This is a genomic window from Pantoea sp. X-Soil-ISGK-421, from assembly GCF_059730785.1.
In genome coordinates this window covers 2,470,673-2,487,915 of sequence record NZ_AP035979.1, presented here as the reverse complement: position 1 = coordinate 2,487,915, position 17,243 = coordinate 2,470,673, and the positions used below count along the sequence as shown (strand labels likewise).

The following is a 17,243-nucleotide window of genomic DNA, read 5'->3' as shown; positions in this document are numbered from 1 at the left end:
TGGCTCCTCTGACTGGACTCGAACCAGTGACATACGGATTAACAGTCCGCCGTTCTACCGACTGAACTACAGAGGAATCGTGTGAACGAGGCGAATATTAATGGCACCCCTTACAGGTGTCAACAGCTTAAAACATATTTGTATTCAACTGGCTAGCATTAGTACAAAGCGATCGCGATTTAAGCAGGTTCTGCTGTCAGCATCACTAATCGTGCCAGCGGATCCTGCCGATAGAACTGCTGCAGATGGCGATACATTTCCGGGAAACGGTTAGCCAATAAGTCGGGTGCGCTAAAGAAATACTCGGACAGCACAGCGAAACACTCCGCTGCATCGCTAGCAGCGTAAGGATCGATGGTCGCCGCTTGTTCACCCACTAACTCAACTTCAGCTTCAATTTCTGCCATTGCCTGCAGTAAATCTTTCTCCCAATTGGCGACATCACGCAGCGCCATGACGGGGATTCCGCTGGTATAGCCGCTACCGCGCGCATCGAGTTTATGCGCCACTTCGTGAATAACCAGGTTAAAGCCGGAGAGATCGAAAGAGTCCTGAATATCCAGCGCATTCAAAACCACCGGACCTTGCGTCCAGCTTTGTCCGGCATGAACCGCCGGCGCGTGATGCACCAAGCCGTTATCATCTTCCCAGCGATCGTCAACGTTAAAAGGTTCGGGATAAACCAGCACTTCATGGAAGCCGTCGAGCCATTCGAGACCAAGCTTCAACACCGGCAAACAAAACAGCAGCGCCAGACGCGCCAGCAGCAGTTCATCAAGCTGCAGGCCTTGCAGCGGCGAGATTTTTTTCTGTTGCAGGAAGCGTTGAGCCAGCGCAACGAGGGCGGTTTTTTCTTCAGGATCGAGCAGTGTAAAGATCGGCTGCGCCAGCGCCTGTTGCCAGGGAAGCGCCAGTACTGAAGTCTCTATTTGCGCATGCCACGGCCATTTGAACATTGCGTCACTCACTCTTCAGAGGAAAACCGTATCCTGGCGCGGCAAAAGGGAAATTGCCAGCGCGTGATCAAAGCCGGATATTCAACCAGTTAGTAGAGGATTTGTCTGTGATTGGCGTGGCAAACCGGGAAAGTCATGGCGTAATGCCGATCAGTTTAGCCCCATATTAATTACCGCACATTCCGTAGCGGCGCGATTTATCGCGCAATAAATTGCGCCGCTACAAGGTGTGCGCCAGGTTGTTGGGGTTTTCATCTCTTGACTGACAAGCATTAGGAAAGTCATGGCAAGGAAATAAAAAGGCCGTCATGCATGACGACCTTACATTTATGCGCGTTGCAGCCTTTATCGTTAACGTTCAACACGCTGAAACGCGATAACCCATACCCACGGGTTCACTTCCCAGCTGGTGGCGCCGTACTGTTTCTGCCACGCTTTGCGATACGCTTCTTTCGGTGATTCAGAATTCATATTCATGGTGAAGAAGTTATTAAGGAAGTGCGAATCGGTCTGCACACCTTCCGCCATAATGTCATCTTCACTGATGTCCTGAATTTTTTCGGCACGCACCGAGGTGATTTGTAGATCGATGCGGCTGGCCCAGCGCGGCATATGAATTGCTGTTTGCCAGCCAAATTGCTCGGCATTCTGCACATTCTCATCCAGCTGTCCCAGCTCATTGCTGTCAGCGCGATATTGGCAATAAGCCGCATTACGGAACGGCAGGGGATCGCGTTCGTAATCCGCCAGCAATGCTTCTGGCACGATCGGGCCACGCCAGGTTTCACGTACCCACAAACCATCGCCCGCCTGACCAAATGGGCAGTGCGAGCTAACATCGGTCATCGACATTAATTTATAACCGTGCAGATGGTTGGCGCTGACGTCAAACGCGTGTACACCTTCATGATGATCCTGACCCGGACCAAAAGCTTGGGTTTTCATAATGCGCCGGGTCTGCGTTTGCTGGCCAACCAGCAGGGCGCGTACCCGCTGTTCGGAAAAAAGAATCGGCCGTTCTTTCATTGCATACCTCTTATTTTTGTCACAAACCCGGAAACTGCAAAGAATCGCCAACATCCTCAGATGTGAGAGCTAGCATAATGGGTTTGAATCAGTTTGCTTAATAATTTGTCGCCTTAGTATCAGGCAATTCTGGCAATTTTAGATTTAAAAAATGGTTCATAAGCAAAGTGTGTGCTGAAAAGGACTTCACAAGCATCGGAAGCCAGAAATTTTCCAGATACAGTACGTTATAAAGGCCAGAATGGGAACCTTTTCAGATTATGCCGCGTTGATATGCCTCAAATTACCGCTGTTCTTCAGCATATTTAACTGGAAAAAACCACCTAAGTGAAATTTGTTGATGACGGAAATACATTACCTCTATTTAACTGAGCTATTTAACCTAAACGCCACTAAGGAAAAGCCGAAATCGTTATGGGGGCTGTGCAAGCGCTGTTAACAGCGTTATAACAAGATCGGGATCTCATTTTTACGCTTTGCCCATCCTGGATGGATGTAAAAAAAGTGTCATCACCAGACCGCTATGATGTCCACAGGAGCAGCACCCTGCCAAGGCGGTGCTTTATAACAGCAATAACAGGAGAAGCACGATGTCACTTACTCACTGGGAACAACGCTACGAGAACTGGCTGCAGCTCAACTGGCTGCACGACGATAAAGCCCACGATATCGCGCACCTGCGCCGCGTATGGATGAGTGCGAAACGCATCATGCAGCACAGCGACGCTGATCCTATGGTGGTGATGACCGCCTGTTACTTTCATGATGTGGTCAACCTGCCGAAAAACCATCCTGAACGTCATTTAGCCTCTACTTATGCCGCTGAAGAGACGCGCCGCATTCTGCAGCAGGATTTCCCGGATTTCCCCTTTGAACGGTTGGATGCAGTGGCTCATGCGGTGCAGGCACACAGTTTTAGCGCGCGTATCGCACCGCAAACACTGGAAGCGAAAATCGTACAGGATGCCGATCGTCTCGAATCTTTAGGTGCTATCGGCCTGGCGCGCGTTTTCTACACGGCAGGTGCGTTAGGGCGTCCGCTGTTTGATAGCGATGATCCATTAGGAAAAGAGCGCGAACTGGATGACGTGAAGTGGACGCTGGATCACTTTCAGAAAAAATTGCTGGGCCTACCGCAAACCATGCAAACCGAAGCAGGACGTCTGCTGGCCGAGCACAATGCGGATTTTCTCGTGCATTACATGGGCAAACTGTGCGCCGAGTTGCAGGGCAATCTCACCTCAGTCGATGAATCGGTGTTAAGGGATTTCAGTCCTATACACTCGTAATATTAAATTTTTATGACAGTCTGTTAACTTTCATCTGCTTCCGCTACGTTGTTGTAAATCAAAAGGGAGTATGAAAATGACCGAGACCGTTAACTTAACCATTAAAATTGACCCGGCACTGAAAGAGCACATCAAACAGTTAGCCGCAGATAACCAAATCTCCATGAGTCAAGAGATCGTTAATCGCCTGCAGGCCAGTTTAGATGCGGTTACGCAACCGGCCATTGACAGCCTGGATACGCAAGAAGCGGTTGAAGACCAACTCTCTACTGCGGAACTGAAGCAGGTTCGTGCGCTGCTGAAGAAAAGTAAGAAGAAGAAATAAGCGAAAAACCCGTCAATGACGGGTTTTTTTAGGGTTGGAGATTAAACATTGCTGACGCGGAACTGCTGCGCACGTTGCGCCAGGCGGTCCGATAACTCACGCAGCTGGACTGCCGATTGGACCTGATGGGCGTTTAACGCTTCGTTTTGCTGCAACTGCTCACTCATCTCCAGTACTTCACGGGCAATCTTCTTCACGCGATGGCTCTGTGCTGCACTGTTTTGCTGCAGCTCGCTTAACTGCGTCACCACGCCGGACACCGCGCCGCTGATTTGGGCAAACAGCACCTCCAGGGCTTTCACCTTATCAAAGCCATCATGCACATGCTGCTGAGTGTGCTGAATCAAGCCGTCGATCTGGCGGGTAGAGGCACCACTTTGTTGCGATAACAAGCCCATCTCTTTGGCGACCACCGAGAAGCTACGGCCGTAGGCGCCGGCATGGGCGGATTCGATCGCCGCATTTAGCGATAACAAACGTGTCTGCATCGACAAATCATCCAGCATGCTAACAATTCCGGCGATATCATCCGACGCGGTAACGATCTGCTGCATCTGAGTTTCCATGTTATCGACTTCCACCGCGCAGTTACGCATCAACGCATCGGCAGATTGCGCTTCCTGTGTCGCCTGCTGCGAGAACTGCGCACCGATCTCCACCTCTTCCGACACGCGGTCTAAACGCTGCGACAGATGATGGAAGCTGGCATTTTGCTTCTGGTGCTGCTGCATCACTTTTTCATTGTGCTGCTGCATATCCTCGGCACCGGCGGCGACGCTGACTGCCACCGTGTGGATGTCGCGCACAATCTGTTGCAAACCGCGACGCATGGTATCAATCGACTGGAACAGCTGACGCGTTTCCAGCGACTGGCGAGGCGGATTATTTTGCGCATCGAGCAGATCCCCGGTGGCGATCTGCTCCAGCTGCGCGTTCGCGCGGCGCAGCGGCATGAGTACGCCACGCATCAGCAAGCTGGATGCCAGCACCAGCAGCACCATCAGCACCGCGCTGACAATCAGAGACATATTACGGCTCTGTTTCAACGTGCTAAGCGTATTTTGATTGACGCTGCTGAGCTGATGATTGGCCTGCTCGATCTCACTGAACCAGGCGTCATTAAACTGTTGCTGGAAAGCCTGCATTGGCACCCTAAAAAAGGCGTTGATGTCGTTGGCCGCTAATCCTTTCAGCTGCTCCTGCAATCCTTCCGTCAGCATAGCGAAACCCTGCGCGAGCGGGCTTTCCGCATTAGCGTGGTAAGCGGCGAACTGTTGCTGCGCCTGTGTCAGCGAATCATCAGCAGCGGTCGCAAGGCTTTTCCAGCTATCTACCGAGCCACTTTGTTGGTCCTGCATCAGATAGATACCGGCGCGATGGCTGTTATCGCTGGCGGTGAGCAGTTCGATGCGCGCTTTGTCCAGCAGGGTCAGACGTTCACGTAGCTGATTCGCCTGCTGTAACGAGGTTTGCGTCTGGTTGACGTGCGTATTCAGCAACAATACGCCGGCAAACTGCAGCAAGCAGAACAGCACGATGAACAGGAAGAACTGGCTACGCAAACTGGTGAGCCACAGCGGAATGCGCGGGGAGAAACGCGCGCGCAGCCGCAGCGGCAGAGAGATAACGGACAGGAGTGACATCACACGCCTCCAAAAAAATAAAACAGGAGTATTGGCAGCACGTGTGACAGTGGGGTGACAGCGGGCGCGATTAGACAAAAACAGCATAAAGCGCGGCCCTAAATAAAATTGTGGTCCTGAATCGCTACACCTTTTGCGCGGCGTACTGTTCAATCAGCGGCAATAAGAGTTGCGCCACCGCAGCAAATACCGGCACCACCACCGAGTTACCGAACTGCTTGTAGGCTTGGGTATCAGAAACGGGAATGCGCAGTTTTGTCTCCCCCGGCGCCTCAAAGCCCATCAAGCGTGCGCATTCTCGCGGGGTTAAACGACGCGGACGGCGCGCCATATTCTCGGCCTGTTGAAAGTCGGCTTCGCCTTGTGCGTGATCCCAGCCGCGATCGATCAGGATTTCCGAACCATCTTTGTAATAGCGCGCCGATAAGGTACGGACACAGACCGTGGGATTGCGCGGGTCATTGAGGCCAAAGCCGAAGCCATTACCTTTGGCTTTATGCTTTTTCGCGTATTGATACAGATAATTCCACAGCGTCGGTGACAGCGTATATTTCGCTGCCGGCTGGGTTTCCAGCAGGCTGTGTAGTGACGGCACGCTTTGCGGGTAAAGCGCGGGCAGGGCGCGCAGCGAAAAGCCGTGGCTGAGTCCGCTATCCCGACGAATGCCCACCAGCACGATGCGTTCACGATGCTGCGGCAGGAAATGGCGCGCATCAATGATCTTCGCATCCGGCAACCCGCTGTCGTTGGCATCAGCCACGTCATAACCGAGTTCATCCAGCGTCGCCATAATGATGGCGAAGGTGCGCCCTTTATCGTGACTCTTGAGGTTTTTTACGTTCTCCAGTACGAAGAACGGCGGCTTCTTGGCGGCGAGAATACGCGCCACGTCGAAGAACAGCGTGCCTTGCGCTTCGCACTCAAAGCCGTGCGCGCGACCCAGCGCATTCTTCTTGCTGACACCCGCCAGCGAGAAGGGCTGACAAGGAAAACCAGCCAGCAATACCTGATGATCGGGAACGGTGCGATCGATATGCTGATAAATCGCCTGCTCATCGCGGATGCCCGCGGGCTGCGTCACCAGACGAATATCACTGTTGAAATGGTGCAACTGCGGATCGCTGTACAAATTGGCTTTGTAGGTGCGCACCGCTTCTTTATTCCATTCGCTGGTAAACACGCATTGGCCGCCAATCTGCTCGAAGCCACGGCGAATGCCGCCAATGCCGGCAAACAGATCAACAAACTGGAATGTCGCATCGTCATAATGCGCCGGACGTTGCGGCAGCAGTGCCTGCAGGCTGGTGATTTCACGACTGGAGAGCGCTGGCGCGGCGCTTTTACCGGCGCGAATACGATTCAAACGCGGCACGCTCCAGTCGCGGCCACCGGCTTCGGTTAAGGTGATAACCACATCGCGTGCGGCGTAGATATCGAGCACCTGCAGTAACAGCGGCGTCGCGTCATCCTGATTGGCAGTTAACGGGGAGGGCGAGACGGGGTCGATAGCGAGCATGCGTTTTTCCTTAACAGTGAAGTGGCTATGCTAACACTCATCACGCAACGAGGAAATTGGCGTACCCTGTGCTTTCGCTTTTGGCCTAAACCGCTAAAGTTGAAGAAGCGCAATAACAAGGAGACGCTATGGCAGACGTTCACTCGCAAGCCATTCGCAGTAAAAACATGCGCGCCATTCGCAATCAGGATACCGCGATTGAACAGCGTATTGCCTTGATCCTTAAAGATCGTGGTTTTACCTATCGCGTGCAGGATAAAGCGCTGCCGGGCCGCCCGGATTTTGTCCTGCCCGCCGAGAAAGCGATTATTTTTGTCCATGGCTGCTTCTGGCATCGTCATCACTGCTACTTATTCAAAATGCCCGCCACGCGTACCGAATTCTGGAGTGGCAAAATTAACAGTAACGTTGAACGCGACCGGCGTTACATCGAGCAACTACGCGAAGGAGGTTGGAAAGTACTGATTGTTTGGGAGTGCGCGCTGCGCGGCAAACTGCAGCTGGAGGACAGCGCGTTGATCGAACGTTTAGAAGAGTGGCTGCTGGCCGCGACCGACAGCAGCGAAATCGACCATCAGGGATTGCATCACTATCGCGATGAATAACGCGAGATTGTTGCTTTTAGCCGCCATAACAGTTTAGATCTTCCCTTTCTCTGGGACGCGGAATGAAGCCATGAGCAGCATCAAACTTACCGTTAAGCGCCTGTATCAACTCCGCGATGAGCGGATGGTGAATACCCAAGCCACGGCGCGCATTTATCTTGGCGATCGGCTGGTAGCTACCGAGGAGATCAGCGGTATGACGGAAAGTCCGGTGAGCAAGTATTTGCATGCCGGGGATCTGACGGGGCCGTTACGCGTCGAATGGGACTGTGCGGGCATCGCCGATATGTCAGTGACGGCGATTGAGCGTTGCCCCTGTTGTCAGGATCACGAACCGGAATAATAAGGAATACCACTTTGGCAGGAACCAGTTTACTCACGCTTCTGGACGATATTGCAACACTGCTCGACGATATCTCAGTAATGGGCAAAGTTGCGGCAAAGAAGACCGCAGGCGTATTGGGCGACGATCTGTCGTTGAATGCGCAACAGGTTAGCGGCGTCAAAGCCAACCGTGAATTGCCCGTAGTATGGAGCGTTGCAAAAGGCTCCTTTCTCAATAAACTCATTCTGGTGCCGCTGGCGTTATTGATCTCGGCTTTTGCGCCCTGGTTAATTACGCCGCTGCTGATGATTGGCGGCGCGTATCTCTGCTACGAAGGTGTGGAGAAAGTGCTGCATAGCCTTAATCACGATCAGGCCGAGCAGAGCCCGGAGGCGCGTCAGCAGCGTCTCGACAAACTGGCGCAGCAGGACGCTGGCCAGTTTGAAAAGGACAAAGTGAAGGGCGCGGTGCGCACTGACTTTATCCTCTCGGCGGAGATCGTTGCCATTACGCTGGGCATCGTCTCGGAGGCGCCGCTGCTGAATCAGGTGCTGATTCTGGCGGGCGTGGCGATTGTGGTGACCATCGGCGTTTACGGCATCGTGGCGATGATTGTGAAAATTGACGATCTCGGCTTCTGGCTGAAGGAGAAATCGTCAACGGTGGCGCAGGCGATCGGTGGCGTATTGCTGGCGCTGGCACCGTGGCTGATGAAAGCCTTAACGCTAATTGGCACCATCGCGATGTTCCTGGTCGGTGGCGGCATTGTGGTGCACGGCATTACGCCGCTCCATCACGCCATCACGGAATACAGCAGCGGCTTCAACGGGTTTGTTTCCGCGCTGCTGAGCAACGGCGCCAATCTGGTGATCGGCTTTATCATTGGGTCGATCGTGCTGTTAGGCGTAAATCTGATTGCTAAGCTGCGCGGCTAGCAGTTATAAAGCGCTGTAAATTTCTAATCACGGTCAGGAGAACGATGATGAACGACGATATGTTTGAATTTGATATCGATGCACAGCTGGAACAGGCGGAAGCCAAAGCGGCAGAAAAAGCCAACGAAGTCCCCGCTGACATCAGTGACGAAGCGGATTGCGAAGGCTGCAAAATCTAATTTTCCTGTCCAGGACGTGTTATCAAAGCCGACAATAAATTTTGTCGGCTTTTTTATTTACAGAGTTTTTAACTGCTTATTCCGATTTAGTAGCACTAATAGATTTATCGTATAGGAAAAATTCGGTTGCAGCTGCTATACCTTAATTCGGTCATTTAACGATGAAAGAGGGAGGTGCGGTATGATCTTTGCAATCAGTGACGAAGTTCAGCACAAACAGGGCGGACCCACGATGGTGGTGACCGGCTATGCCAGCGGAATGGTCGAGTGTCGTTGGTATGATGGTTACAGCGTGCGACGTGAGGCGTTCCACAGTGATGAACTCAGTCACTTATCCACCGCGCAACAGCTGGCCAGTTAAACACATTCGGGACGATGCCCGTCGTCCCGAATGTGGTCCTCACTCACCGCATCATACTTTGCCGTCATTATCCTCTTCAACCGCCTGATAAATACGCTGCAAAATATCCGGGAAGGCCGATTGCACGCGGCTCCAGCTCGGAATAAACGGTTTTTCATTTGGTCGCTCAATAAACGCTTGTCCGGCATCGAGAATGGACTGAGTGAACATTTCCACCGCTGCTTCTTCAATATGCTGATCAAACTTGAGGCCGTTCATGGTGGCTTCATGGTTATAGACTTCCATCATGTCCAGCGCGTTACGGTAATAAGTGGCTTTTAACACGCGGAAGGAGTCGCTGGTGAGCGGCACGCCCATCGTCGCCAGCTTACGCAACAGCGACTGCACGATGTCATTACTCATGCGCTTCAATCCGCCGGTGCCATCATCCTCGGCCAGCGGTTGATGCTTGTGATCATAGTTATCGGCAATTTCAACCTGACACGTCTGGCGCGTGGTGTAATTACGATAAATCTCCGACAGCACGCCAATCTCTAAGCCCCAATCGCCAGGTATTTTGATGCCGTTGAGCACGTGTGTGCGCATGGCGAACTCGCCAGAAAGGGGATAGCGGAAGCTGGTGAGATAGTCGAGATACTCCGAGTGACCGTAGACTTTCTGCAACGAGCGCAGCAGCGGACCCACCAGCAAACGCCCAACGCGACCATTCAGCTTGCCGTCGGCCACGCGCGCATAAAAGCCTTTGCAAAACTCATACTGAAACGATGGATTGGCCAGCGGATAGAGCAACCGTGCCAGCATGCCGCGTTCATAAGTGACGATATCGCAGTCGTGCAGCGCCACGCACTGGGTGCGGTCGGAAGCCAGCGTGTAGCCGGTACAGAACCACACATTGCGGCCTTTACCGGGCTGGCTGGGTGATAAACCCTCTTTATCTAGCTCGGCATCCAGCGCTTTCAAGCGCGGCCCATCATTCCACAAAATGCGATGGCGCTGCGGCAGACGTGAGAAAAACTCGCGTGCAAAGAGAAACTGGTCGCGGTCGGCACGGTCAAGGCCAATCACAATCTCATCCAGATAAGGCACTTTTGCCAGCTCGTTAACAATATTATCCAGCGCCGGACCTTCCAGTTCGGAGAACAGCGACGGTAAAATCAGCCCCATTTTGCGTTTACGCGCGAAGCGCACCATCTCTTTTTCCAGCGATTCAACGCTGCGGTGGGTGAGATTATGAAAATTAGTAATGACACCATTCTGGTAAAAATCACTCATCGTCTCATCCTTCGGTTTTTTGGCCGTTAATCGTCAGGCGCAAGAAAATAGTCCAGACCTTCACGCCAGCCCTGTGGGCCGACATGCGCAGTGTGGTAAACGTTCTCGGTATCCGTGCGTTGCAGTTCTACCGGCGTTTTGCTGAAGCCTTTTATCACCACAGCATAATCAACACGCTCCAGCATCGGAATATCGTTGGGTCCATCGCCCAGGCCGATGGTGGTCCGTGATTGTCCTTCCTGAGTGGCAAGATGCTGCTGGATTGCAGCCAGCGCAATCCCTTTTCCGGTACCGACGGGCATCACATGCCAGAAACGCCCGCCTTGGGTTAAGGTGAGATTGTGCTCGGCAAGGGCCTCGCGGAATGCCTGTAAACGATGTTCATCATCGCGCCACAGCACCACTTCAGACGCTTCACGCAGGCGACTTTGGCTGGCTTCGGTAAGGGTTAAACCGGTGAAGCGCGCTACTTCAGCATCGCTAAATTCATGAAAACCGTTGAAGCGAAATCGCGCTTGTAACGCCTGCAGCGCCTGGCACAGCGCGTGATAGGCGGCACTGGTTTCAGTTGGAAGTGTTTGTTCGCCCCCAAATGCTACGCGTGCACCGTTTTCAGCGATAAAGGGCGCACCCACGATACCGAGCTTTTTTTGCAGCGGAATGATCTCTGCGGCCGTTTTGCTGGAACACATCACTAAGGGAATCTGATGTTGTTTCAGGCGCGCCAACCATTCATTGGCCGCGTCCCAGTTGTAGTCATGATGATCCAGTAACGAGCCATCAAGATCGGTAATGATCATCAGGGAAGAGTTAAGACTCAGCATCATCACACTCCTTACGCCAGTGGCATCCGTAAAGCGAAGAGTAATCAGTATAATAGCGGAATCGCGATCACACTTTTTCCGGCACCCCGGCCGGCGAAATCCAGGATAATTCTTAAATGCCAGACGTGGCGGGATCCGCGATGCACATTTCTTGCACAGCAGAAACCAGTCGTGACGCGGGCCGTAAGGCGACGCGCGCGAAAGGTTATGCATTATTGTTCGATTAACATGCAGGGATAAGACTTGTCTTAAGTGTGCTAAGGCGTAATCTGAGCGGGTGTTAAGAATTCCCTGGTGTAACGAATTGACTGATTGACTTTACCCGGCCATCCCGCCGGGTATTTTTTTGAAATCGATTTCAGCGATTAACTTCGCTGATAGAGAAATCGCGAATATCGAGTTCGAAGGCTTCCGCTAACTCGGTGTAAGAGTCATAAGTTTCACCGCTCACTTTGACGCGATGCGCGTGCTCGACGTCCATAAACTCTTTGACCTCGCCCGATGTTCGCTTCTGAATCGCCTCCAGCAACGCATCAACATTGATATTCACTTCGCGCTGTACATTCTCGCTGTACTCTTTTGCAGTCGTCATAGCGGCCTCCCAGAGGCAATCGGATCAGTAGAGTATAGACGGAGATGAAAAGAGGGCGCGGAGGCTGATCACAGGCAAAAAAAAGCCCGCGCTGCGCGGGCAAAAATCCTTGTTACTTTTAGGTTGACTGCGCCTTTGGGGTTGGTGCAGTACTGAGAAGTGTACGAGCTGCCCACGTCAAAAGTCTCTCAGCGAAACGTTAAGAAAGTGAAAAAGCGCATCTTGACAGAGTTTTACCTGCCTCAGTGTGCATTGTGCGTAGCAGCGTCTATGCTTATCGCTTATTGATAAACGTTATCAGGGAGTTAGTATGGATTTTCTACGCATTGTGATTGCAATTTTATTGCCACCGTTAGGCGTGTTTCTGCAGGTTGGATTCGGTGGTGCTTTCTGGCTTAACATTCTCTTGACGCTGTGCGGTTATATCCCGGGCATCATACATGCGGTGTGGGTTATCGCCCGACGCTGATCGCGATCAGGCAGTGTTGATTATCTTCCGTTAAACTGTGTCGCAGGACAATTTGTGGAGAGTAATCAATGAAGGTGAACGATCGCGTTACGGTAAAAACCGACGGCGGCCCACGGCGTGTGGGTACGGTGCTGGCAGTGGAAGCATTCAATGAAGGCATCATGTATCTGGTGGCGTTAGAAGATTACCCGCTAGGAATTTGGTTCTTTAACGAAAGCGATCACGATGAAGGGGTTTTTGTTGAGCCGTATCAAGAGGCTTAAAGCCAGGTGCGCAGTAATGCGCACCCCACATCGTAGGGTCGCCATTCATGGCGTGATGCTCGTCAGTTAAGCGCCGTATCAAATCGCCGCACCTTCCGTAGCGACGCGATTTATCGCGCAATGAATTGCGCCGCTACAATGTGTGCATTCGGCAATTAGGGTTTTCATCTCTTAAATGGCGAGGATGAGCTATTTATGGCGACAAGGACATCACCCTTGTGCGGCACTCGTAACGGTCGCCATCAATGATGCCCCTACAATTCAGGCAGCGATTACGCGGTTTAATATGCACTGCCGTAGCGGCGGGTTGGGCTGGCGCAGGGCCCGGGAGTGAAGAGGGCGTGGCCAGACGCCCTCTTCTCGGTCGCCGCACGGCTGATCTGCAACTGCCACAGCCAGTGGCGAACGAAAGTGGCTTATTGCTTATTTGATCGGCATTACGCCATTCATGGCGACCTCTTTATTTCCATCGATTAAAACGTTTCCCAGTTATCATTCCCGGCTGTCGCCAGCGTGGGACGCGGCGCCAGATTCGGCGTGCGTAATGCGGACGGCCCGGCTTTAGCCACCTGCGCCACCGGCGAATCATTCAAGCGAAACACTGCCACCGCCTGCGTCAATCTGCCCGCCTGATCTTCCAGCGAAGCGGCTGCAGAAGAAGCTTCCTCAACCAGCGAGGCGTTCTGCTGCGTGACGTTATCCATTTCGGTCACCGCCAGACTCACCTGTTGAATACCGCGGCTCTGCTCATCAGACGCGGCGGCGATCTCCGCCATAATATCCGTCACGCGACGCACGGCTTCAACAATCTCACCCATGGTATTACCGGCTTCACCGACCTGGCGTGAACCGTTAGTGATTAAGCCCACCGATTCGGCGATCAGCGTTTCAATCTCTTTAGCCGCCTGCGCACTGCGTTGCGCCAGATTACGCACTTCGCTGGCGACGACCGCGAAACCACGGCCCTGTTCGCCGGCGCGCGCGGCTTCAACGGCGGCATTCAGCGCCAGAATATTGGTTTGGAAGGCGATGCTGTTAATGACGTTGGTGATCTCGGCAATCTTCTTCGAGCTGCCCGAAATATTGTTCATGGTTTGCACCACGCCACTGACCAGATCGCCGCCGCTGCGCGCTTTGCCTGAGGCATCTGCGGCCAGCTGGCTGGCGTGATGGGCGTTCTCGGCGTTCTGTTTCACGGTTGCGGTCAGCTGCTCCATGCTGGCGGCCGTTTGCTCCAGTGCTGAAGCCTGCTCTTCAGTGCGCGAAGAGAGATCGGTGTTACCGGCAGAGATCTCGCTAGAACCTTGATAAATCGCGACGGCGCCTTCCCGTACCGTTCCCACGGTGCGCACCAGCGAGGCCTGCATCAGTTGCAGGTTATGCAGCAGGCTACCAATCTCGCTGCGGCCATAGCTTTGCTCCGGTGCAGTAAGATCGCCTTGCGCGATACGCTCAATACGATCGACAGATTGACGCAGCGGCGTGATCACCACGCGACGCAGGAACACGAAGGTCAGCAACACCAGCAGCAGTGCCGCAGCAAAGGCTACCGCCATGGCGATAAAGCCAACGCGCGATTGGTGAGCCGCTTCCGCATTGATTGTTTCGGCGCGATCGGTACGGATTTTAATCGCCTTCAGCAGTACAGCGTTATAGGCATCATCAAGTTTGCGCGTGACGTCCGTCTCCTGCGCCACGATGCCTTCAAAGCTGCCTTGCTTAGCCGATTCAATCATCGGCTTAAGACCTTTATCGATGTAGGCGTTAAAGCTGGCGGTCAGGGGTTCATCGAGCGCAATGTCCGCTGGCGTTTTCGCCTTGCGATCCATATAGAGTTTAAAACCTTCGCGCGCTTGTTTGATACGCGTCTCGGTGCGCGCAAGATCGGCACGATAACCGTCCATCTCGCCAATACGCGCGGCGGCGCCAGATTGCAGTACATTAAGACGCGCGGTGCGCAGATGGTTGGAGCTGTTGGAGATGCCCATACGGATTTGAATTTCTTCCGTGGCATCGTTCAATGAATTATTACTCTGAATCAAAAAATAGCTGGCGAGTGCAATGCACAGGGCAAAAAGTAGCAGAATGCCACCAAAGATCATACTGAACAAAGGCATCAGGCGCAGGTTCTGCCAGATGCTGAGCTTATTTTGCTCATCAATCAATGCTGTTTTCATATCCTTGCTCTCATGTAGGTAGGTGTTATGAGAGTAAGCATCGGCAGGGTAGGGAAAAGGATTAGGCAGGAAAATGCGATCAAAGTCGCATAATGTACAAATCGTAAAAAAGGCCAATCGCAGGATTGGCCTTTTTATTCACTAAAGGAAATTATCGCACGTTAACATAAATCCCGGAGGTGACATTATCAGTCAAACGTACGACATGATAAATAACCTGTTTATTGTGGGTTTTAATTTTGCGTTTAATATTACCTTTGTGTGACGAAACTGTTTTAGCTTTAATTTGCATCTGGTCTGAAATCTGAATGGTGTCATGACCTGACATCCACATTTTCAGCATATTTGATTCAGTCTGACTTAATGTCAGTGGATGCACGTCGAGCCCAGCAGAAATACGCGGCGAAGCATTGAGTTTCTTTTGCAAATAGGTTCCTAATAAGGAATCCAACGTCGAAGTTTTTATCGATTTTGATGTAATAATCAGGTTCTTACGAACGTAGAGGTATTCCTCAAAATGGATATTCGAGATCGCCATGAAAATAAAGAATAAGGTATCTGGATGCTGCATAATAATGGCACGAATACGATCGCTTGAATCAGATTCGTGAATAAAGCACTCTTCGTTGATAAACACAACGCCCGGCTTTATTTGCTCACATCTTTGTTGCAATTGGTCGATGTCAGATACAGGAGTAATATTTTTCTTTTTAACTCCTTTCGCAGACATATAGTCAGACAAACCCAGGCGTGTGTAATTACATGAATCCATAATAATCGTTGGCATTATAGCGACCCTCACCAATTTGTTATCCGTTTAAATCAACGATGAATACGCGTTTGCGGTACGAGAGAAATTTCCAAAGACACTTTTTTATTCTGCTCTGCAGATTGGCGATAGTTATCCATGCGCCATTATGACTCTTCCCTGAACCGTGCTGCGAAGTTATTTTTTTTTAGTACATCCACGTCACTCTCATCTCAGCCATAGTGGGAATGGCTAAGGATTTGCATTAAGTGTTTAATTCGCTCTGTTTTGAGAGCCCTGTCACTATCGCGCAGATCACAGACAAATCTGATAGGACAATTCTTAAAAACATTTGAATTGCGAAAGTGTGACGCTTTAGCGAGCGTTGACAATGCCGTAAAAAAGGGATTTAGACAAGAAAAATCGCTGTGAAATTTTTTTTGTTTAAAAACAGCCCTTTGAGCATTTCATCAACCGATCCACAAGGTTTAGCACCTTAGGAATCGTCTGACTAAAATACGCGAAGCGCGGTTTAATAAGAATAATTTTCACTAAAAATGTGCATTTATCAGAATTTCCTCAGTTGATTTCTGGGAAATATGGTTCAGTAAATGCACTAACTGATTTTGATTTCTTAACTATTACTTAAGGGTGCCTACAGAATAGTTAATCAACGAGCGCGGGAAAGTTCTGACACAAACTGGGCGAGTAAATCAAAGACTTCGCTAAACAGATGTTCGCAGAAGGGAGCAAGCAGCGGCATCATCATACCCACGCTGAGGATACCCACCGTTAAGGTAATTGGGAAGCCAACCGCGAAGATAGAGAGCTGAGGTGAAACACGGTTTAACAAACCTAGTGCCATGTTTAGCGTGAGTAGCAGAACTATTAAGGGCAGCGCTAACATCATGCCATTAAGGAAAATTAATCCGGCGGCTTTCACCAACGCCATAAAGGCATTGGCGTTCAAAGGCTGATCGCTGATCGGTAACGTATGAAAACTGTCCACCAACAGCGAGATCAGCCACAGGTGTCCGTTGAAGGTCAGGAACAGCAGCATTGCCAGCATATCGAGAAAACGTGCCAGCACCGGCATGTTTAAGCGGCTGCCGGGATCAAAGAAGGTAGCGAAGGACAAGCCCATCTGTAAACCAATGACTTCACCCGCCATTCGCACCGCCGCAAAGGCGAACTGCATGGTCAGGCCGATGCTGATGCCAATCAGCAATTGTTGCAACAGCAACCAAAATCCTGCGGGAGTGAATAAGGTGGCTTCTACCGGCGGCAGCACCGGAAGAATGATCCAGGTGGTCAACACGGCGAGTCCAATCTTGACGCGCTTGGGAATCGATTTTTCACTCAGCACCGGGGCGCTGGCAAAAAGCGCCAGCAAACGCACCATGGGCCAGAAGAATTGTGCGACCCAATGGATCAGCTGGCTGCTGTCGAGGTTAATCATTAGCCAATGATGTAAGGCAGATTGCTAAACAGCGTACGGATGTAATCCAGCATCAGATTAAGCATCCACGGACCCGCGATAACCGCAGTGGCGGCCACCGCCAGAATCTTTGGGATAAAGGAGAGCGTTTGTTCGTTAATCTGCGTCGCCGCTTGCAACACACTGATGATCAAACCGCTGATCAACGCCACCAGCAACATCGGCGCGGCCATTAACAGGGCGACGCGCATTGCTTCCTGGCCCATAACCATCACTGATTCAGGTGTCATGCTGCACTCC

The 17,243-nt window shown here is 51.7% G+C and carries 20 protein-coding genes and 1 tRNA gene; 9 read left to right on the top strand and 12 right to left on the bottom strand.

Translation table 11 applies throughout. The features are described from left to right. The 3 genes from AC6I8K_RS11660 to AC6I8K_RS11650 form a co-directional block, all read right to left on the bottom strand. Positions 1-76 (bottom strand) — tRNA-Asn (locus AC6I8K_RS11660). Between the two features lie 103 nt (positions 77-179). Further along, positions 180-956, bottom strand: a complete 777-nt coding sequence (gene mtfA / locus AC6I8K_RS11655; protein ID WP_064739130.1) for a DgsA anti-repressor MtfA — start codon at positions 954-956, stop codon at positions 180-182. Between the two features lie 351 nt (positions 957-1,307). Further along, positions 1,308-1,982 (bottom strand): ASCH domain-containing protein, encoded by a 675-nt coding sequence (locus AC6I8K_RS11650; protein WP_483817657.1) that lies wholly within the window; start codon positions 1,980-1,982, stop codon positions 1,308-1,310. A 590-nt stretch (positions 1,983-2,572) separates the two neighbouring features. Between AC6I8K_RS11650 and AC6I8K_RS11645 the strand changes: the two genes are divergently transcribed. Together AC6I8K_RS11645 and AC6I8K_RS11640 are read left to right on the top strand one after the other, a co-directional pair. Next, on the top strand, positions 2,573-3,271 hold the full coding sequence (locus AC6I8K_RS11645) for a phosphohydrolase (RefSeq protein ID WP_497826759.1): 699 nt from the start codon (positions 2,573-2,575) through the stop codon (positions 3,269-3,271). Between the two features lie 76 nt (positions 3,272-3,347). Then, positions 3,348-3,596, top strand: a complete 249-nt coding sequence (locus tag AC6I8K_RS11640) for a hypothetical protein (protein ID WP_064739127.1) — start codon at positions 3,348-3,350, stop codon at positions 3,594-3,596. A 41-nt stretch (positions 3,597-3,637) separates the two neighbouring features. On the opposite strand, the gene AC6I8K_RS11635 is transcribed toward AC6I8K_RS11640, so the two are convergent. Both AC6I8K_RS11635 and dcm read right to left on the bottom strand, forming a co-directional pair. Further along, positions 3,638-5,239: a methyl-accepting chemotaxis protein gene (locus tag AC6I8K_RS11635; RefSeq protein ID WP_483817655.1), complete on the bottom strand. Its 1,602-nt coding sequence runs from the start codon at positions 5,237-5,239 to the stop codon at positions 3,638-3,640. Between the two features lie 124 nt (positions 5,240-5,363). Then, positions 5,364-6,755: a DNA (cytosine-5-)-methyltransferase gene (dcm, locus tag AC6I8K_RS11630; protein ID WP_497826758.1), complete on the bottom strand. Its 1,392-nt coding sequence runs from the start codon at positions 6,753-6,755 to the stop codon at positions 5,364-5,366. A gap of 128 nt (positions 6,756-6,883) precedes the next feature. Between dcm and AC6I8K_RS11625 the strand changes: the two genes are divergently transcribed. The 5 genes from AC6I8K_RS11625 to AC6I8K_RS11605 all read left to right on the top strand — a co-directional run bounded on the left by AC6I8K_RS11625 (position 6,884) and on the right by AC6I8K_RS11605 (position 9,160). Next, positions 6,884-7,360 carry a very short patch repair endonuclease gene (locus AC6I8K_RS11625; protein ID WP_064739124.1) on the top strand — a complete coding sequence of 159 codons (477 nt, stop codon included), beginning with the start codon at positions 6,884-6,886 and terminating at the stop codon, positions 7,358-7,360. Positions 7,361-7,430: 70 nt separating this feature from the next. Beyond that, positions 7,431-7,703, top strand: a complete 273-nt coding sequence (locus AC6I8K_RS11620; RefSeq protein ID WP_483817653.1) for a hypothetical protein — start codon at positions 7,431-7,433, stop codon at positions 7,701-7,703. Between the two features lie 14 nt (positions 7,704-7,717). Next, positions 7,718-8,620: a DUF808 domain-containing protein gene (locus AC6I8K_RS11615; protein ID WP_497826757.1), complete on the top strand. Its 903-nt coding sequence runs from the start codon at positions 7,718-7,720 to the stop codon at positions 8,618-8,620. A 44-nt stretch (positions 8,621-8,664) separates the two neighbouring features. Then, on the top strand, positions 8,665-8,799 hold the full coding sequence (locus AC6I8K_RS11610) for a hypothetical protein (protein ID WP_255253243.1): 135 nt from the start codon (positions 8,665-8,667) through the stop codon (positions 8,797-8,799). Between the two features lie 181 nt (positions 8,800-8,980). After that, complete coding sequence (locus AC6I8K_RS11605; RefSeq protein WP_064739122.1) at positions 8,981-9,160, top strand: YodC family protein; 180 nt, start codon at positions 8,981-8,983, stop codon at positions 9,158-9,160. Between the two features lie 51 nt (positions 9,161-9,211). Here AC6I8K_RS11605 and AC6I8K_RS11600 read toward each other — a convergent pair whose 3' ends face one another. From AC6I8K_RS11600 to yodD, 3 genes are all read right to left on the bottom strand, one after another. After that, the gene (locus AC6I8K_RS11600) at positions 9,212-10,432 is read right to left on the bottom strand and encodes a glycosyltransferase family protein (RefSeq protein ID WP_483817652.1); all 1,221 of its coding nucleotides are present in this window, start codon (positions 10,430-10,432) and stop codon (positions 9,212-9,214) included. 26 nt (positions 10,433-10,458) lie between these two features. After that, positions 10,459-11,256, bottom strand: coding sequence for a mannosyl-3-phosphoglycerate phosphatase-related protein (locus AC6I8K_RS11595; RefSeq protein WP_483817901.1), 798 nt, complete (start codon positions 11,254-11,256; stop codon positions 10,459-10,461). 358 nt (positions 11,257-11,614) lie between these two features. After that, positions 11,615-11,848 (bottom strand): YodD family peroxide/acid resistance protein, encoded by a 234-nt coding sequence (gene yodD / locus AC6I8K_RS11590; protein WP_497826756.1) that lies wholly within the window; start codon positions 11,846-11,848, stop codon positions 11,615-11,617. A 310-nt stretch (positions 11,849-12,158) separates the two neighbouring features. On the opposite strand from yodD, the gene AC6I8K_RS11585 reads away from it, so the two are divergent. Next, the gene (locus AC6I8K_RS11585) at positions 12,159-12,317 is read left to right on the top strand and encodes a YqaE/Pmp3 family membrane protein (protein ID WP_073991665.1); all 159 of its coding nucleotides are present in this window, start codon (positions 12,159-12,161) and stop codon (positions 12,315-12,317) included. Between the two features lie 68 nt (positions 12,318-12,385). Beyond that, positions 12,386-12,580 (top strand): protein DsrB, encoded by a 195-nt coding sequence (gene dsrB, locus AC6I8K_RS11580; protein ID WP_064739120.1) that lies wholly within the window; start codon positions 12,386-12,388, stop codon positions 12,578-12,580. 473 nt (positions 12,581-13,053) lie between these two features. On the opposite strand, the gene AC6I8K_RS11575 is transcribed toward dsrB, so the two are convergent. The 4 genes from AC6I8K_RS11575 to fliQ form a co-directional block, all read right to left on the bottom strand. Next, positions 13,054-14,757 (bottom strand): methyl-accepting chemotaxis protein, encoded by a 1,704-nt coding sequence (locus tag AC6I8K_RS11575; protein ID WP_497826755.1) that lies wholly within the window; start codon positions 14,755-14,757, stop codon positions 13,054-13,056. Between the two features lie 151 nt (positions 14,758-14,908). Next, positions 14,909-15,544 carry a transcriptional regulator RcsA gene (gene rcsA / locus AC6I8K_RS11570; protein ID WP_064739118.1) on the bottom strand — a complete coding sequence of 212 codons (636 nt, stop codon included), beginning with the start codon at positions 15,542-15,544 and terminating at the stop codon, positions 14,909-14,911. A 631-nt stretch (positions 15,545-16,175) separates the two neighbouring features. Continuing rightward, the gene (gene fliR, locus AC6I8K_RS11565; protein ID WP_064739117.1) at positions 16,176-16,964 is read right to left on the bottom strand and encodes a flagellar biosynthetic protein FliR; all 789 of its coding nucleotides are present in this window, start codon (positions 16,962-16,964) and stop codon (positions 16,176-16,178) included. After that, entirely contained in the window at positions 16,964-17,233 is a 270-nt protein-coding gene (gene fliQ, locus AC6I8K_RS11560) for a flagellar biosynthesis protein FliQ (RefSeq protein WP_008105408.1), read from the bottom strand. Before fliQ ends, fliR begins: the two co-directional genes overlap by 1 nt. Between the last annotated feature and the right edge of the window lie 10 nt (positions 17,234-17,243).

Excerpts from the sequence above, each read along its gene's own strand:
- AC6I8K_RS11600 (WP_483817652.1), bottom strand. The coding sequence starts at position 10,432 with ATGAGTGATTTTTACCAGAATGGTGTCATTACTAATTTTCATAATCTC.
- yodD (WP_497826756.1), bottom strand. The coding sequence starts at position 11,848 with ATGACGACTGCAAAAGAGTACAGCGAGAATGTACAGCGCGAAGTGAAT.
- AC6I8K_RS11650 (WP_483817657.1), bottom strand. The coding sequence starts at position 1,982 with ATGAAAGAACGGCCGATTCTTTTTTCCGAACAGCGGGTACGCGCCCTG.
- AC6I8K_RS11575 (WP_497826755.1), bottom strand. The coding sequence starts at position 14,757 with ATGAAAACAGCATTGATTGATGAGCAAAATAAGCTCAGCATCTGGCAG.
- fliQ (WP_008105408.1), bottom strand. The coding sequence starts at position 17,233 with ATGACACCTGAATCAGTGATGGTTATGGGCCAGGAAGCAATGCGCGTC.
- rcsA (WP_064739118.1), bottom strand. The coding sequence starts at position 15,544 with ATGCCAACGATTATTATGGATTCATGTAATTACACACGCCTGGGTTTG.
- dsrB (WP_064739120.1), top strand. The coding sequence starts at position 12,386 with ATGAAGGTGAACGATCGCGTTACGGTAAAAACCGACGGCGGCCCACGG.
- AC6I8K_RS11625 (WP_064739124.1), top strand. The coding sequence starts at position 6,884 with ATGGCAGACGTTCACTCGCAAGCCATTCGCAGTAAAAACATGCGCGCC.
- AC6I8K_RS11635 (WP_483817655.1), bottom strand. The coding sequence starts at position 5,239 with ATGTCACTCCTGTCCGTTATCTCTCTGCCGCTGCGGCTGCGCGCGCGT.
- AC6I8K_RS11605 (WP_064739122.1), top strand. The coding sequence starts at position 8,981 with ATGATCTTTGCAATCAGTGACGAAGTTCAGCACAAACAGGGCGGACCC.
- AC6I8K_RS11585 (WP_073991665.1), top strand. The coding sequence starts at position 12,159 with ATGGATTTTCTACGCATTGTGATTGCAATTTTATTGCCACCGTTAGGC.
- mtfA (WP_064739130.1), bottom strand. The coding sequence starts at position 956 with ATGTTCAAATGGCCGTGGCATGCGCAAATAGAGACTTCAGTACTGGCG.
- AC6I8K_RS11640 (WP_064739127.1), top strand. The coding sequence starts at position 3,348 with ATGACCGAGACCGTTAACTTAACCATTAAAATTGACCCGGCACTGAAA.
- AC6I8K_RS11645 (WP_497826759.1), top strand. The coding sequence starts at position 2,573 with ATGTCACTTACTCACTGGGAACAACGCTACGAGAACTGGCTGCAGCTC.
- fliR (WP_064739117.1), bottom strand. The coding sequence starts at position 16,964 with ATGATTAACCTCGACAGCAGCCAGCTGATCCATTGGGTCGCACAATTC.
- AC6I8K_RS11620 (WP_483817653.1), top strand. The coding sequence starts at position 7,431 with ATGAGCAGCATCAAACTTACCGTTAAGCGCCTGTATCAACTCCGCGAT.
- AC6I8K_RS11595 (WP_483817901.1), bottom strand. The coding sequence starts at position 11,256 with ATGCTGAGTCTTAACTCTTCCCTGATGATCATTACCGATCTTGATGGC.
- AC6I8K_RS11610 (WP_255253243.1), top strand. The coding sequence starts at position 8,665 with ATGATGAACGACGATATGTTTGAATTTGATATCGATGCACAGCTGGAA.
- dcm (WP_497826758.1), bottom strand. The coding sequence starts at position 6,755 with ATGCTCGCTATCGACCCCGTCTCGCCCTCCCCGTTAACTGCCAATCAG.